General features: G+C 66.2%; 16 protein-coding genes and 1 tRNA gene. 16 read left to right on the forward strand and 1 reads right to left on the reverse strand.

Going from position 1 to position 15028, the window contains the following annotated elements; translation table 11 throughout:
• The gene (locus RZV17_RS05605; RefSeq protein ID WP_104581100.1) at window positions 1-996 is read left to right on the forward strand and encodes a glycosyltransferase family 2 protein; all 996 of its coding nucleotides are present in this window, start codon (window positions 1-3) and stop codon (window positions 994-996) included.
• Complete coding sequence (locus RZV17_RS05610; RefSeq protein WP_184372169.1) at window positions 996-2831, forward strand: glycosyltransferase 87 family protein; 1836 nt, start codon at window positions 996-998, stop codon at window positions 2829-2831. The genes RZV17_RS05605 and RZV17_RS05610 overlap by 1 nt, the downstream gene beginning before the upstream one ends.
• Window positions 2832-2974: 143 nt before the next feature.
• Here the strand turns inward: RZV17_RS05610 and RZV17_RS05615 are convergent, their stop codons facing one another.
• The gene (locus RZV17_RS05615) at window positions 2975-3550 is read right to left on the reverse strand and encodes a nucleoside triphosphate pyrophosphatase (protein ID WP_104581102.1); all 576 of its coding nucleotides are present in this window, start codon (window positions 3548-3550) and stop codon (window positions 2975-2977) included.
• A gap of 108 nt (window positions 3551-3658) precedes the next feature.
• On the opposite strand from RZV17_RS05615, the gene RZV17_RS05620 reads away from it, so the two are divergent.
• The 14 genes from RZV17_RS05620 to RZV17_RS05685 all read left to right on the forward strand — a co-directional run bounded on the left by RZV17_RS05620 (window position 3659) and on the right by RZV17_RS05685 (window position 14999).
• On the forward strand, window positions 3659-4168 hold the full coding sequence (locus tag RZV17_RS05620; RefSeq protein ID WP_039564560.1) for a YceD family protein: 510 nt from the start codon (window positions 3659-3661) through the stop codon (window positions 4166-4168).
• Window positions 4169-4265: 97 nt separating this feature from the next.
• Window positions 4266-4460, forward strand: coding sequence for a 50S ribosomal protein L32 (gene rpmF / locus RZV17_RS05625; protein WP_039404068.1), 195 nt, complete (start codon window positions 4266-4268; stop codon window positions 4458-4460).
• An 89-nt stretch (window positions 4461-4549) separates the two neighbouring features.
• Window positions 4550-5527, forward strand: a complete 978-nt coding sequence (locus tag RZV17_RS05630; RefSeq protein ID WP_005995227.1) for a beta-ketoacyl-ACP synthase III — start codon at window positions 4550-4552, stop codon at window positions 5525-5527.
• Between the two features lie 60 nt (window positions 5528-5587).
• Window positions 5588-6370: a serine/threonine protein phosphatase gene (locus RZV17_RS05635; protein WP_355607789.1), complete on the forward strand. Its 783-nt coding sequence runs from the start codon at window positions 5588-5590 to the stop codon at window positions 6368-6370.
• Between the two features lie 104 nt (window positions 6371-6474).
• Window positions 6475-7419 carry an ACP S-malonyltransferase gene (gene fabD / locus RZV17_RS05640; RefSeq protein ID WP_355607792.1) on the forward strand — a complete coding sequence of 315 codons (945 nt, stop codon included), beginning with the start codon at window positions 6475-6477 and terminating at the stop codon, window positions 7417-7419.
• An 82-nt stretch (window positions 7420-7501) separates the two neighbouring features.
• Window positions 7502-8245 (forward strand): 3-oxoacyl-ACP reductase FabG, encoded by a 744-nt coding sequence (fabG, locus tag RZV17_RS05645; RefSeq protein ID WP_184552591.1) that lies wholly within the window; start codon window positions 7502-7504, stop codon window positions 8243-8245.
• A 154-nt stretch (window positions 8246-8399) separates the two neighbouring features.
• A complete protein-coding gene (acpP, locus tag RZV17_RS05650; RefSeq protein WP_002814322.1) occupies window positions 8400-8639 on the forward strand; it encodes an acyl carrier protein in 240 nt (79 codons plus the stop codon).
• A 143-nt stretch (window positions 8640-8782) separates the two neighbouring features.
• Entirely contained in the window at window positions 8783-10018 is a 1236-nt protein-coding gene (gene fabF, locus RZV17_RS05655) for a beta-ketoacyl-ACP synthase II (protein WP_355607796.1), read from the forward strand.
• A gap of 173 nt (window positions 10019-10191) precedes the next feature.
• Complete coding sequence (locus tag RZV17_RS05660) at window positions 10192-11547, forward strand: aminodeoxychorismate synthase component I (protein WP_355607799.1); 1356 nt, start codon at window positions 10192-10194, stop codon at window positions 11545-11547.
• Window positions 11548-11607: 60 nt separating this feature from the next.
• The gene (gene mltG, locus RZV17_RS05665; RefSeq protein ID WP_355607803.1) at window positions 11608-12681 is read left to right on the forward strand and encodes an endolytic transglycosylase MltG; all 1074 of its coding nucleotides are present in this window, start codon (window positions 11608-11610) and stop codon (window positions 12679-12681) included.
• Window positions 12678-13637, forward strand: coding sequence for a DNA polymerase III subunit delta' (locus tag RZV17_RS05670; RefSeq protein WP_355607806.1), 960 nt, complete (start codon window positions 12678-12680; stop codon window positions 13635-13637). The genes mltG and RZV17_RS05670 overlap by 4 nt, the downstream gene beginning before the upstream one ends.
• Complete coding sequence (locus RZV17_RS05675) at window positions 13634-13987, forward strand: PilZ domain-containing protein (protein ID WP_003483889.1); 354 nt, start codon at window positions 13634-13636, stop codon at window positions 13985-13987. Before RZV17_RS05670 ends, RZV17_RS05675 begins: the two co-directional genes overlap by 4 nt.
• Before the next feature lie 232 nt (window positions 13988-14219).
• Window positions 14220-14294, forward strand: a tRNA-Val gene (locus tag RZV17_RS05680).
• Window positions 14295-14672: 378 nt separating this feature from the next.
• Complete coding sequence (locus RZV17_RS05685) at window positions 14673-14999, forward strand: hypothetical protein (protein WP_047695464.1); 327 nt, start codon at window positions 14673-14675, stop codon at window positions 14997-14999.
• Window positions 15000-15028 lie beyond the last annotated feature (29 nt).

Genomic DNA, 15028 nt, shown 5'->3' on the forward strand with positions numbered 1-15028 from the left:
ATGACGCAATCCTTGCCCGTTACCCATCCTGCACCGCTGTCCGGGATTCGAATCGCCGTGCTGGTGCCTTGCCATGACGAAGCGGCAACAGTGGCCGAGGTGGTCGGCGCGTTTGCTGCCGCCCTGCCGGGCGCGGTGATCTACGTGCTGGACAACAATTCCAGCGATGCCACCGCAGCAGTCGCCGCGGCGGCAGGTGCACAGGTGTGCCGCGTTGCACTGCAAGGCAAGGGCAACGTGGTGCGGCGTGGATTTGCCGACGTCGAAGCCGACATCTACGTGCTGGTCGACGGCGACGCCACCTACGACGCCGGTGCTGCGCCCGCGCTGGTGCGCAAACTCATCGACGAGCGCCTGGACATGGTGGTCGGCGCGCGGCGCGATCAGCAGCAGGCCGCCTATCGCCCCGGCCATCGGCTGGGGAACGTGCTGCTGACGCGGTGCGCCGGGCTGCTGTTCGGGCGCAGCTTCGATGACATGCTGTCCGGGTACCGGGTGTTTTCGCGGCGCTATGTCAAATCCTTCGCGGCCCATGCCCATGGTTTCGAGACCGAAACCGAACTGGCCGTGCACGCTTTGCAGTTGCGCATGCCGGTGGCCGAGGTCGAAACCGCCTACGGCGTGCGCCCGGAAGGCTCGCAAAGCAAGTTGAATACCTGGCGCGACGGCTGGCGCATCCTCACCACGATCGCCAAGTTGTTCAAGGCCGAGCGGCCGCTGTTGTTTTTCTCGATCGGCTTTGCCCTCAGTGCCGCGTTGTCGATCGTGCTGGCGATTCCCCTGTTCAAAACGTACCTGCAGACCGGGCTGGTGCCGCGTTTTCCGACCGCGATCCTGTGTGTGGCGCTGATGCTGCTTGGCTTTCTGCTGCTGGCCTGCGGGCTGATCCTGGACACAGTCACGCGTGGTCGCGTCGAAGCCAAGCACCTGGCTTATCTGGCCGAGCCGTGCGTGGGCACGTTGGCGGCCACTTCGCAGGCCAGGGAAGCGCACTAATGGCGGCCATGCTCAACGCAACGTCGGTTGCGCGCCGCCAGCGCCTGTTGCATTGGGCAGACCGCCACTTCGGTTTTCATTCGCAGCGCCAGGTCGTTGCCTCGGTGATTGCGGTGGTGTCGATCGGGGCACTGCTGTCGCTCGGCCTGGGTCAGGATGCCAACTGGGATTTGCGCAACTACCACCTGTACATCGGCGACGCCTGGCTTAATCACCGCCTGGGCGTGGATCTGGCCCCGGCGCAGATGCAGAGCTATTTCAGCCCATTGCTCGATGCCCTGCATGCCGGGTTGATGTTGCATTTGCCCGGGCCGGTGGTCGGCGCAGTGCTGGGTGCGCTGCATGCGCTGGTATTCGTACCGGTGGCGGCCGTGGCGTGGCGCGTCCTGTCCAGCGCGCCCCGGCGCGCTCAGTGCGCGCCGTTGTTTGCGCTTGCCGGTATGTGCAGTGCGGTGTTCCTGTCCGAGCTCGGCGGCACCATGGGCGATACCGCCAGCGCGCTTCCGGTCCTGGCGGCATTGGCTGCGGTGTTGTGGGCGCAGGCCAGGGCGCGGCAGGGCATGCGCGTTGTGCTGTTGTGGGTGGTGGCCGGGGCACTGATCGGCCTGGCAGTGGCGCTCAAGCTCACCAATGCGCTTTACGCGCTGGCGCTGGCGCCGGCGGTGCTCTGCGATGGCGGGCAGCTGCGTTCGCGCGTGCTGGCACTGGCCGGGTTATCGGCAGTTGCGGCAGTGGTCGTAGCCCTGGTGGCCGGGCCCTGGTACTGGCAGGTCTGGCAACATCTGGACAACCCGCTGTTTCCGCAATTCAACGGCTTGTTCAAATCGCCGCTGGCCGCACCGGTGTCGATTGCCGATGTGCGCTGGTTGCCGCACAACCTGGGCGAACAGCTGATCTGGCCGCTGCTTTTCACGTTCAAGCCGCAGCGGATCGGCGACCTCGGTCTGGTGCAGGCAGGCTGGGCGGTGTTGTATGCGGTGGTGGTGCTCGCTGTTGGACGTCGCGTATTGCGCCGCCCGCCGCGCGAGCCGGGCACGCTGGATCGCTCCAGTGGTGTGTTGGTGGTCTTCTTCGCTGTTGCCTATGTGCTGTGGCAGGCGATCTTCAGCATTCATCGCTATCTGTTGGTGCTGGAACTGCTGGCGCCGCTGGTGCTGTGGATCATGTGCCGGCACGCCTTTGCAGCACAGGCCGATCGGAGGGCTGCCTGGTTGATCGGGGCATGCGCGCTGGTTGCCGTGGCGGGATGGAAGGACTGGGGCCACGAATCGTGGGCGCGCGACAGTTTCCAGGTCGAGCAGCCGACGATGGTCAATCCGGCTGCGTCCAGCGTGTTGCTGGTCGGCGACGAGCCGCAATCCTGGCGGGTGCCGCTGCTGCCAAGGCAGGCGCGCTATATCGGTGTGGCGACCAATATTTCCGAAACCGATCAGTACCGCCAGCGTGTCCGTACGCTGATTGCCGAGCGGTCGCGGCTGTACGCGATGTTGGGCGCCGCGCGCGACAAGCAGCAGGTGCGGATCGACCGGATGAACCGCTTGGTGAAACAGCTCGGCTGGGACACCCAGCCGCAGTGCACGCGGCTGCGCTGGCTGATTGCGCGGGGCCTGCGTGCCGAACTGCAGGCCCCGCAATCAGGGCGCTGCATGCTCACCGTACCCGAGGCCAAGGCGCTGGACATCGCGGTGGCCGATCGCGCGATACGCGAAGCTGCGCAGCAGCGTCTGACCGAGTACGGACTGACGCTGGATCCGGCACGCTGCCGCACCATGTCATCGCACGTCGGGCAGGCCGAGTACCCCTACCAGTTCTGCGAATTGGTGCGTCCGGATTGACTGTATGTAGTAACGACTCGCGGCCCAGCCAAGGGTGCGCGCTCGGCCTGGGTGTATGGCTTGTCGATCGCACGAATGATCTGCCAGGCGGGCGTAAGCCAGGCGCGCGGCACGCAGCATCGCTCTCTTTGTCTGACGCACTCTCAGGGAAGCGCAAACCCCGCCTGGCGCAGTAACCGCGCCAGCGCGATCAGCGGCAGCCCGACCAGGGCCGTGGGATCCTCAGAGCGAATCGCATCGAACAGGCTGATGCCCAGGCCTTCGCATTTGAAGCTGCCGGCACAATCCAGTGCGGGTTCGGCGGCCAGGTAACGCGCGATCGCGTCGGGCGTCAGCGGGCGAAGCTGGACTTCGGTCAGGTCCAGGGCGTGAAAGGCGCCCTCCGGGCCGATCAGGCTGACCGCGGTGTGGAAGCGCATCGTGCGCCCGGACATGGCGCTCAACTGCGCGCGTGCCTGGTCCACGGTGCCGGGCTTGCCCAGCGCCTGGCCGTCGAGGTCGGCCACCTGATCCGAGCCGATCACCCAGGCGTCGGGCGTGTGGGTCGCGATGGCGGCGGCCTTTTCGGCAGCCAGGCGGCTGGCCAGGGCGCTCGGAGCCTCACCCGGCTGCGCCCGCTCATCGACCTGCGGGCGTGCGGTGGTGAAGTCCAGTTGCAGGCGGCCAAGCAGCTCGCGCCGGTACACGGAAGTGGAGGCTAGGATCAGGCGTGGCATCATGGACGCTGCTGGAAACGGGCAGGGCAGTCTGCCAGTCTGCACCCGGTGCAGCACACTGAATGGGTGCATTTGACATGGCCACGGCGGGTCTTTAACATTCTGCGGCTTATGTCCGCGAACGTACCCGAAATGCTGGATGCTTGGCGGATGGTCGCAGCGCGCAGGCGCTTCGATGGCCGCATCCCGCTCTCTGCGATGACCCGTCTGCAGGGGAGTCTGGTCGATACCGAAGGCGAGTGTGTCTATTCGCTCCAGTTCGATCAGGACGCTCTGCTCAAGGTCGCCTATGTCGAACTCAGCATCGATGTCGAGCTGCCGCTGGCCTGCCAGCGCACCTTGCAGCGTTTTCTGTACCCGGTGCAGATCAGGCAGCGTCTCGGCCTGATCCGCGACGAGGACGAAGAAGCCGCGTTGCCGCCGGATTACGAGGCCTTGCTGGTGCCAGACGACGGCATGTTGCGGGCGGCGGACCTGGTGGAGGACGAACTGGTGCTGTCGGTGCCAGTGGTGCCGATGGCGCCGGGCAGCGAAGCGATCGATGCCGAATGGGTTCCGACCCAGGAAGAGCAAGACAAGGCCAGTCCGTTCGCGGCGCTGGCAGCGTTGAAGAAACAGTAACCGCCGCTGTTAAGGGCGGAAAGACAGGTCGACGCGGGCGTAGAGCGTGCTGTTCGACTCAACAGACAAGTTATCGAACTAAAGTTGGAGCAATCCCATGGCTGTGCAGAAATCCCGTGTCACCCCGTCCCGTCGCGGCCAGCGTCGTTCGCACGACGCCCTGACCGCCAAGCAGCTGTCGACCGACCCGACCAGCGGCGAGATCCATCTGCGCCACCACATCACCGCTGACGGTTACTACCGCGGCAAGAAGGTGATCGCGACCAAGTCGTCGGCCATTCAAGAAGATTGATTCGTGGCACCCGGCGCCTCTGCGCGACCGGGTGACTCTCGCTTCTTCCGGAGCCGCCGGTCACCGCGGCTCTTGCACCAGGAAACAGTATGAGCAAGCGGATCTATTCCAGAATCGCGGGCACGGGTAGCTATTTGCCCGAAAAGGTGTTGACCAACGACGACATGTCCAAGATCGTCGACACCAGCGATGAATGGATCTTCTCGCGCACTGGTATCCGTGAGCGTCACATCGTTGCCGACGACCAGACCACCAGCGATCTGGCGTACTTCGCCTCGCTGAAGGCGATGGAAGCGGCTGGTGTCACCGCCGACGAAATCGATCTGATCGTCATCGGCACCACCACCCCCGACCTGATCTTCCCGTCCACGGCCTGCCTGCTGCAGGCGCGGCTGGGCAACGTCGGTTGCGGCGCGATGGACGTCAACGCGGCCTGCTCGGGCTTCGTCTACGCGCTCAGCGTGGCCGACAAGTTCGTGCGCAGTGGCGACGCCAAGACCGTGCTGGTGGTCGGCGCCGAGACGCTGACCCGCATTGTCGACTGGACCGACCGCACCACCTGCGTGCTGTTCGGCGACGGTGCCGGTGCGGTGATCCTCAAGGCCGATGAAGAAACCGGCATCCTCAGCACCCATCTGCATGCCGACGGCAGCAAGAAGGAACTGCTGTGGGATCCGGTGGGCGTGTCGGTCGGCTTCGGCGAAGGCAAGAACGGCGGCGGCGCGTTGCTGATGAAGGGCAACGACGTGTTCAAGTACGCGGTCAAGGCGCTGGATTCGGTGGTCGATGAGACCCTGGCCGCCAACGGCTACGACAAGCACGACCTGGACTGGCTGATCCCGCATCAGGCCAACCTGCGCATCATCGAGGCCACCGCCAAGCGGCTGGACCTGCCGATGGAACAGGTTGTCGTCACCGTGGATCGCCACGGCAATACCTCCTCGGCCTCGGTGCCGCTCGCGCTGGACGAAGCGGTCCGCTCGGGCCGCGTGCAGCGTGGCCAATTGCTGCTGCTGGAAGCCTTCGGTGGTGGATTTACCTGGGGCTCGGCGCTGCTGCGCTACTGAGTCCCGCAGACCCGGCCGCGTCCGCCGGCTGGGTCCGACTGCGTCGAAGGACGGGCCGTCATGGCAGAACCCATCGTCATCGCCGGCCAGCGTGTCTGGCTCAAGCAGTACCGCCGCAGCGATCGGGCGGTCTCGCTAGGCGCACTCAACTTTGTCGCACGCCGCTGGGGCCTGGATGCACTGCGTCCACCGCCGCACCGTGGCGGCGACGCCGCGCGCGACCTCGAAGCGCGCCGGCTCGGCGAGCTGCATGCGCAGTCGGTCAATGTGCCGCGCGTGGTCGGCTGCGGGCAGGCGGCCCTGATCCTGAGCGACAACGGCCGCTCGTTTGCCACCTGCCTGCGCGAAGCTGACGTGCCCGAGCGCGACCGCCTGGTGGCGCTAGCGGTGTCGGCCATGGTCCATGCGCATGGTCATGGCGCCTATTTCGGGCAGCCATTGCCACGCAACATGACCTTCGATGGCCAGTCGGTCGGTTTTATCGATTTCGAAGAAGATCCACTGGAAGTGATGGACCTGGCGCAGGCCCAGGCGCGCGACTGGCTGGTGTTCGGCTATGGCGTGGCCAAGTACTACCGTGGCCGGCGCGAGGTGCTGCAGCGCCTGCTGGCGCGTGCCTTTGATACCGCCGGCCCGGCGGTGGTCGAGCATGCGCATACGGTCACCGGGCGCCTGCGGCGTGTTGCGCAGGTGGCGCTCAGGCTGGGCCGCTCGGCAAGCGCGCTGGGGCGGGCGATCCAGGCCATCCATGCGGCCAGTGCCTTCGGCGTGGTGTTGGTGCTGGTGCTGTGCGTGGACTGGTTTGCCGACGGCGAAATGGACCTGCTCGAAGCCTTGCTGTAAGCGTGCCGGCCGCTGCGTCGGTGCCGGCTTGCATACGCGGCAGTACAGACGCCAGGGCGATTTCGCACGTATCATCCCGGCTCGATTTTTGCAGGCAGCAGCGCGTGACCGAATCCACTCTCGCCTTCGTGTTTCCCGGCCAGGGCTCGCAGTCCTTAGGGATGCTGGCCGAACTGGCCGAACTGCATCCGCAGATCCGTGACACGTTTGCCGAAGCCTCCGAAGGCGCCGGTGTCGATCTGTGGGCCCTGTCCCAGGGCGGCCCGGAAGAGATGCTCAACCGCACCGAGTACACCCAGCCGGCCTTGCTGGCCGCTGGCGTGGCGGTGTGGCGGTTGTGGACCGCCCAGCGCGGGCAGCGCCCGGCGCTGCTGGCCGGGCACAGCCTGGGCGAATACACCGCCCTGGTCGCCTCCGGCGCCTTGTCGCTGCATGACGGTGCGCACCTGGTGCGGCTGCGCGGCCAGTTCATGCAGGCCGCCGCGCCGGCCGGTGTTGGTGCGATGGCGGCGGTGCTGGGTGCCGACGACGCGCTGGTGCTGGAGGTCTGCGCCGAGGCGGCAGGCAGCCAGGTAGTGGTGCCGGCCAATTTCAATTCGCCCGGTCAGATCGTGATTGGTGGCGATGCCGCTGCAGTGGACCGCGCCCTGGCCTTGCTGGCCGAGCGTGGCGTGCGCAAGGCGGTCAAGCTGGCGGTGAGCGTGCCCTCGCATACCCCGCTGATGCGCGATGCCGCCAATCAGCTGGCTGAAGCGATGGCCGGGCTGAGCTGGCAGGCGCCGCAGATCCCGGTGGTGCAGAACGTCGATGCACGCGTGCGCGAGGGCAGCGCCGCGATCCGCCAGGCGCTGGCCGAGCAGCTGTACCTACCGGTGCAATGGACCGGATGCGTGCAGGCGCTGGCCTCCCAGGGCATCACACGGGTTGCCGAATGCGGCCCGGGCAAGGTGCTGAGCGGGCTGATCAAGCGCATCGACAAGAGCCTGGACGCGCGCCCGCTGGCCACGCCGGCCGACTATGCCGGCGCGCTCGACGCGTGGGTGCACTGATCCACTGCATATGCCGGTCGTGCCGGCCTCCCTCGACGTTCGCGGCCACGGTTGCGACGTCCCCCTTCGAGGAACAGCATTCATGAGCAAGCCTCTGCAGGGCGAAATCGCCCTCGTCACCGGTGCCAGCCGCGGGATCGGCGCGGCCATTGCCGACACGCTGGCCGCCCAGGGCGCCACCGTCATCGGCACCGCCACGTCGGCCTCCGGCGCTGCGGCGATCGGCGAGCGCCTGGCCGCCCACGGCGGGCACGGTCGCGAACTCAACGTCACCGATGCAGCCGCGGTCGATGGCCTGATCGATGCGATCGGCAAGGAATTCGGTGCGATCTCGATCCTGGTCAACAACGCCGGCATCACCCGCGACAACCTGTTGATGCGGATGAAGGACGACGACTGGCAGGCGATCATCGACACCAACCTGACCAGCGTGTTCCGCACCTCCAAGGCGGTCATGCGCGGCATGATGAAGGCACGCAAGGGCCGCATCATCAATATCGCCTCGGTGGTCGGGGTGACCGGCAATCCGGGCCAGACCAACTACGCCGCGGCCAAGGCCGGCATCATTGCGTTCTCCAAGTCGCTGGCCAAGGAAATCGGCTCGCGCGGGGTCACCGTCAACGTGGTGGCGCCCGGTTTCATCGACACCGACATGACCAAGGCGCTGCCGGACGAGGCCAAGACCGCCTTGCTGCAGCAGATCGCACTGGGCCACCTGGGCGCCCCGGAAGACATCGCCAATGCGGTGGCATTCCTGGCTGGCCCGACCGCACGCTATATCACCGGCGAGACCCTGCACGTCAACGGCGGCATGTACATGCCGTGAGCGTGCGGCGCCGGGAGGCGCTAAGTGGCTGATCGGCCGGGACTTGTGATGCAATGCAAGGCTCGGGCGCTTCCACTACACTATCCAACGCGGCCATCGCAGCCCGATGGCGTTTTTTTGTACCACCACTACTCCATCTGGAGCGATATCCCCAATGAGCACCATCGAAGAACGCGTCAAGAAAATCGTCGTCGAACAACTCGGCGTCAAGGAAGAGGAAGTCACCACCAGCGCATCGTTCGTCGATGACCTGGGTGCCGACTCGCTGGACACCGTCGAGCTGGTGATGGCGCTGGAAGAAGAGTTCGAGTGCGAGATCCCGGACGAAGAGGCCGAGAAGATCACCTCGGTCCAGCAGGCGATCGACTACGTCAAGGCTCACGTCAAGAGCTGATGCGTTGTTCCTGACGGCGGTGGCGCGCATCATCACGCCGCTGCTGCGTCAGACATTCCATGGGGCCGCTGATGCGGCCCTGTGTTTTTAGGCGTCACCCGCAAACCGCAAGCACCGTTCGTTCCGTGGTGAGGAGATCTGCAATGAGTCGTCGTGTTGTCGTTACCGGCATGGGCATTGTGTCGCCGCTGGGCAATGATCTGGCCAGCAGCTGGGATGGAATCATCCACGGGCGCTCCGGCATTGGCCCGATCACGCAGATCGATGCCTCGCAGTTCACCACCAAGATCGCCGGCGAAATCAAGAATTTCGACCCCACGCTTTTTGTGTCCGCCAAGGACGTCAAGAAGATGGACTCGTTCATCCACTACGGTGTCGGCGCCTCGTTCATGGCGCTGGACGATTCCGGGCTGGAGATCGACGAAAGCAATGCCGAACGCATTGGTGCCATTCTTGGCTCCGGCATCGGCGGGCTGCTCGGTATCGAAGAGCAGACCATCAAATTCCATGAGGGCGGCGCGCGCAAGATTTCGCCGTTCTACGTGCCCAGCACCATCATCAACATGTTGCCGGGCCAGGTCAGCCTGATCAAAGGCCTCAAGGGCCCGACGTTCTCGGCCGTGTCCGCGTGCGCCACGTCCAACCACTCGATCGGCACCGCAATGCGCATGATCCAGTACGGCGATGCCGACGTGATGCTGGCCGGCGGCGCCGAGCGCGGCTCCTCGCCGAGTTCGGTCGGCGGTTTCTGCGCCATGAAGGCCATGTCCACCCGCAACGACGATCCCGCTGCGGCCTCGCGCCCGTGGGACAAGCAGCGCGACGGCTTCGTGCTGGGCGACGGTGCCGGTGTGCTGGTGCTGGAAGAGTACGAACACGCCAAGGCGCGTGGCGCACGCATCTACGCAGAGCTGGTCGGCTTCGGTGCCAGCTCGGATGCGTTCCACATGACCGCCCCCAGCGAAGACGGCGAAGGCGCGGCGCGCAGCATGCTGGCCGCCATGCGTGATGCCAAGCTCAATCCCGAGCAGATCGGCTATCTCAATGCGCACGGCACCTCCACGCCGCTGGGTGATCTGGCCGAAACGCTGGCGATGAAGCGCGCGCTGGGCGACCACGCCTACAAGACCATGGTCAGCTCGACCAAGTCGATGACCGGACACCTGCTCGGCGCGGCCGGCGGCGTGGAAGCGATCTTCTCGGTGATGGCGCTGCACACCGGCTTCATTCCGCCGACCATCAACCTGGAAGAGCCCAGCGAAGGCTGCGACCTGGATTACGTGCCCAACGTGGCGCGCGAGGTACAGGTGGATGCGGTGATGTCCAACGGCTTCGGCTTTGGCGGCACCAACGGCACGCTGGTGTTCAAGCGCGTCTGAGTCGATGCGCCGTTTTCTTCGCTGAAAACGGTGTGCGGTGCCTCAGCTGCTGCGCGTGACGCGTCCGCGCGGCAGTCGCTGCTGACGTTTCCGATTGACAGCCGATCCATCTCATCGCGGACGCTGCGTTTACCGCAGCGGCCCGCGTCTGCACCTCACGCCACGCCGGACCGATGACGCTCACCCGATCACTGCATGCGGACATCGACCTGCTGGCGCTGCATCGGCTGGCACCGCAACGCTATCCGGCCCTGCTCGAATCCACTGCTTCCGGAACCGCCCACGGGCGCTGGGATGTGCTGCTGCTGGCAGAGGGCGCAAGCCTGCGGCTGGACGGCGATGGGCGCACCCGCGATGGCGATGGCCGGGTGCTCGAAGGCACGTTTCTGGACGCGCTGGATGCCGCCTGGCAGGCCGAGCGCGTGCCGCACGATACGACCAGCCCATGGCCGTTCCGTGGCGGCTGGGCGGTGCTGCTGGATTACGAACTGGCCGCGCAGGTCGAACCGATTCTGCAGCTGCCCGCCCGCAGCGATGGCATGCCGACCGCGCTGGCGTTGCGCGCGCCGGCAGCGGTGCTGCGCGACCGCGTGGAAGGGCGCTGCGTGGCGCTGGCCGAGCCGGGGCGTGAGGATCTACTGACCCGCGTCGCCGAAGACATCGCTGCCTGCGCCGCATTGCCGCCGTTGCCTGCGTGGAGCGGGCCGGTCGCGGTGGAAGAAGACGCGCCCGAGCGCTTCACCGCCGCGGTGGAGCGGGTGCTGGATTACCTGCGGGCCGGCGATGTGTTCCAGGCCAATATCTCGCGTGCGTGGCAGGCCACATTCGCCAACTTGGTCGACCCGGCCGCGCTGCATGCGCGCCTGCGCGCGGCCAACCCTGCACCGTTTGCCGGCCTGTTCGTGGCGGCCGGGCGCGCGGTGGTGAGCTCCTCGCCCGAGCGGCTGGTGTCGGTGCAGGGCGATGCGGTGCAGACCCGCCCTATCGCCGGTACCCGCGCGCGCTTCGCCGGCGACGACGATGCAGCACGCATCCGTGAGCTGGTCGGGCATCCCAAGGAGCGTGCCGAGCACGTGATGCTGATCGATCTGGAGCGCAACGACCTGGGCCGCATCTGTGCGCCCGGCACCGTGGAAGTGGACGAACTGATGGCCGTGGAGAGCTACGCGCACGTGCACCACATCGTCAGCAACGTGCGTGGCCGCCTGCGCGCCGGGGTGACCCCGGGCGCGGTGATCGCGGCGGTGTTTCCCGGCGGCACGATCACCGGTTGCCCCAAGGTGCGCTGCATGCAGATCATTGCCGAGCTCGAACAGACCGCGCGCGGCGCCTACACCGGTGCGTTCGGCTGGCTCAATCGCGATGGCGACATGGATCTGAATATCCTGATCCGCACGGCCGAGGTGGCCGGCGAGCAGGTGCGCTTCCGCACTGGCGCCGGGATCGTGGTGGACTCGGACCCGCAGCGCGAGCTGGACGAAACCCGCGCCAAGGCGCGTGGCGTGTTGCGCGCGATCGAGCAGACATGAGCGCTTCAACGGGACATCACCGGCGCGCGGTATCCTGCGCGGCGCTGGGGCAATGACGAGGTGGGTGTGGCGGTGACTGGCAAACGCGGATGTCTGGCCGTGCTGGGCACGGCATTGCTGCTCGCAGCGCTGCTGGCGATTGCCGCGGTGGTGGCGTGGCGGCATTACCTGCACTTCGCCGATACCCCCGTGCCTGCGAGCGCGCCCAGTGTGGTGATTGCGCCCGGCGATTCGCTCAAGGTCACGCTGCGCAAATTGCGCGCAGCCGGCCTGGAGCAGGGCACCGATCTGGAATGGCAGCTGCTCGCGCGCCAGGTGGATGCCGCCGGCAAGCTCAAGGTGGGCGAGTACGCATTGGCGCCGGCACTGTCGCCACGCGAGGTGCTGACGCGCATGCGCCAGGGGCGTGTGATCCAGTACCGTTTCACGATCGTGGAGGGCTGGAATTTCCGGCAGCTCCGCGCCGCACTCGCCACCGCCACGCCGCTGCAGCACTCCATCGACGCGCTGGACGATGCGGCGCTGATGGCGCGGCTGGGATTTGCCAAGCAGCATCCGGAAGGGCGATTCCTGCCGGAAACCTATGTGTATCAGCGCGGCGATAGCGACCTCGACGTGCTCAAGCGCGCACACGCCGCCATGGACAAGGCATTGGCGCAGGCCTGGGAACAGCGCGCCCCGAACCTGCCGCTTAGCTCGCCGGAACAGGCATTGATCCTGGCATCGATCATCGAAAAGGAAACTGCCCTGGGCTCCGAGCGGCCGTTGATCGCGGGAGTGTTCCTGCGCCGCCTGCAGCTGGGCATGAAGTTGCAGACCGACCCGACCGTGATCTACGGCATCGGCAGCAGCTACGACGGCAATATCCGCCGCCGCGACCTGACCACCGACACGCCATACAACACCTATACGCGTACCGGCCTGACGCCGACGCCGATTGCCATGCCGGGCCGCGAGGCGCTGCTGGCGGCAGTGCAGCCGGCGCCCGGTGAGGCGCTGTATTTCGTGGCGGTGGGCGATGGCACCGGCGCGCACGCATTCTCGGCCACGTTGGCCGAACATAACGCAGCGGTGGCGCGCTATCTGCAGCGCCGCCGGCTGCCGAGCACGCCGCAGACGGAGACCACGCCATGACCGCCGCATTTTCGCCCTGGCAGCAGCGCGCCTTCGACCAGACCGTGGCTGCGCTGGATGCGGGGCGGCTCGGACATGGGTTGCTGATCTGCGGCCCGGAAGGGCTGGGCAAGCGCGCGGTCGCCCTGGCCCTGGCCGAGCACGTGCTGGCCAGCTCGCCGGACCCGGCACTGGCGCAGCGCACGCGGCAGTTGATCGCCGCCGGCACCCACCCCGACCTGCAGCTGGTGTCCTTCATTGCCAACCGTACCGGCGACAAGCTGCGTACCGAGATCGTCATCGAGCAGGTGCGCGAGATTTCGCAAAAGCTCGCGCTGACCCCGCAGTACGGCATCGCCCAGGTGGTGATCGTGGACCCGGCCGATGCGATCAATCGCGCCGCCTGCAACGCCTTGCTCAAGACGTTGGAGGAACCATCGCCCGGCCGCTACCTGTGGTTGATCAGCGCCCAGCCGGCGCGGTTGCCGGCGACCATCCGCAGCCGTTGCCAGCGCCTGGAATTCAAATTGCCGCCCCCGGACGAGGCACTGGCCTGGTTGCTGTCGCAAGGGGTCAGCGAGCGCGCTGCGCAGGAGGCCTTGGACGCCGCCCGCGGCCATCCCGGCCTTGCCGCGCAATGGCTGCGCGAAGACGGCCTGGCGGTGCGGCGTGCGGTGGCGCAGGACCTGGAGCAGATTGCCAGCGGCCGCGTCGGCGCGGTGGAGGTTGCGCAGCGCTGGACCAATGATGGCCAGGCCGATCAACGTCTGCGGCATGCCGCCGATCTGGCATTGGCGCAGGCCTCGGCCGGCTTGACCGATCCATCGCGGTTGCACAAGCTGGCGACCTGGTTCGACGCCGCCAACCGCACCCGCGACCTGCTGCGCACCACCGTCCGCGCCGACCTGGCAGTGACGGAATTGTTGCTGGCCTGGCGCGAGGGAGAGCGCCAGCCACGTTCTAGGGGAACTCGATGAGTGCAATGAATGCACGCCAGGGCATTTTGTCGCTGGCGTTGAAAGACAAGCCGGCGCTCTATAGCGCCTACATGCCGTTCGTGAAAGGTGGCGGCATCTTCGTGCCGACCCCCAAGCGCTACATGCTGGGCGACGAAGTCTTCCTGCTGCTGACCCTGCCCGATTCCAGCGAGCGCCTGCCGGTGGCCGGCAAGGTGATCTGGACCACGCCGGCTGGTGCCCAGGGCAACCGCGCTGCCGGCATCGGCGTGCAGTTCCCCGACGGCCCGGAAGGTGAGGCAGTGCGCAACAAGATCGAGACCCTGCTGGCAGGCCTGACGACCTCGGACAAACCGACGCATACGATGTGAGGTAGTGCGGTGCGGTTGCTCGGGTGATTGCCGTCGTATTGGAAGCGGGTCGTCGAAGGGCGTAGCGGGCATTTGAATGGCGCCGAATCGATTTATCGCCATGGCGGCGCCAGACCGCTGGCACGGCGCGCCCAGTCATTGGATCGGGACGTTTTCGACCAGGTCATCGCCGTCGCGGATGTACCTGTTGACGATTGCCGCAGCTGCCCTATAATGTGCGGCTCGCGTCACCGGGCGGTTAGCTCAGCGGTAGAGCATTGCCTTCACACGGCAAGGGTCACAGGTTCGAACCCTGTACCGCCCACCATAGAAATCCTGCACTCCACGGGATTCGACGCGAAGAAAAAGCCGGCCATGTGCCGGTTTTTTTGTGTCTTGCCTCCCCTGCGGAAGGCTCAAGGACGCAGCAAAGCGCGGGACGTCATGGGTGACACCTGCTGCAGGCGGTTGCGGTGGGCGAATTTGGTTGAATGCACGTTGCCGCTACGGGAGTGATAGCGCACCTTGCAATCAGCAGAACGTCGTTCCCGGTCTTGCAGACATGTCCGTTGGCGACCGGAGAGTCGAGCCTGCGCCCCGTGACCGTGGTTTCCGGGTGTTCTGTCTCGTCGCTTGTGCCTGCTTGTTGCGGGCTCAGCAAGGACTTGCCATCCTGCGAGACCCCCGCGTTGAAGAAGGTATGGCGATGAAAGCACTGCTTGGAAGTGCCCTGATTGCGATGGCGCTGCTAACCGGCTGCGCGCGCGATGTTGGCGAGCAGTACGTGGGCAAGTGGGTCAATGTGAAGTCGCAGAAGAATGTGCTGAGCATCGAGCACAACGGCGAGAGCTTCATCATCCGCGACACCTCGCCGGAGATGTTCGGCAATGGGGTCAAGACCCGAAATTACCCGGCGTTGTTGACCAAGGGCGTGCTGCAGGTGTCCAGTGGCAATGGCACGGTCAACTATGCGATCGACGAGGCGAGCGGTCGTTTGAGCACCGGCGATACCGAGTACACGCGGGTCAAGTGAGCCTCTGCGCGCCTGGGCGTGCGCCTTGC

Origin of the sequence: Xanthomonas cannabis (assembly GCF_040616535.1) — a bacterium.
GTDB lineage: Bacteria > Pseudomonadota > Gammaproteobacteria > Xanthomonadales > Xanthomonadaceae > Xanthomonas > Xanthomonas cannabis.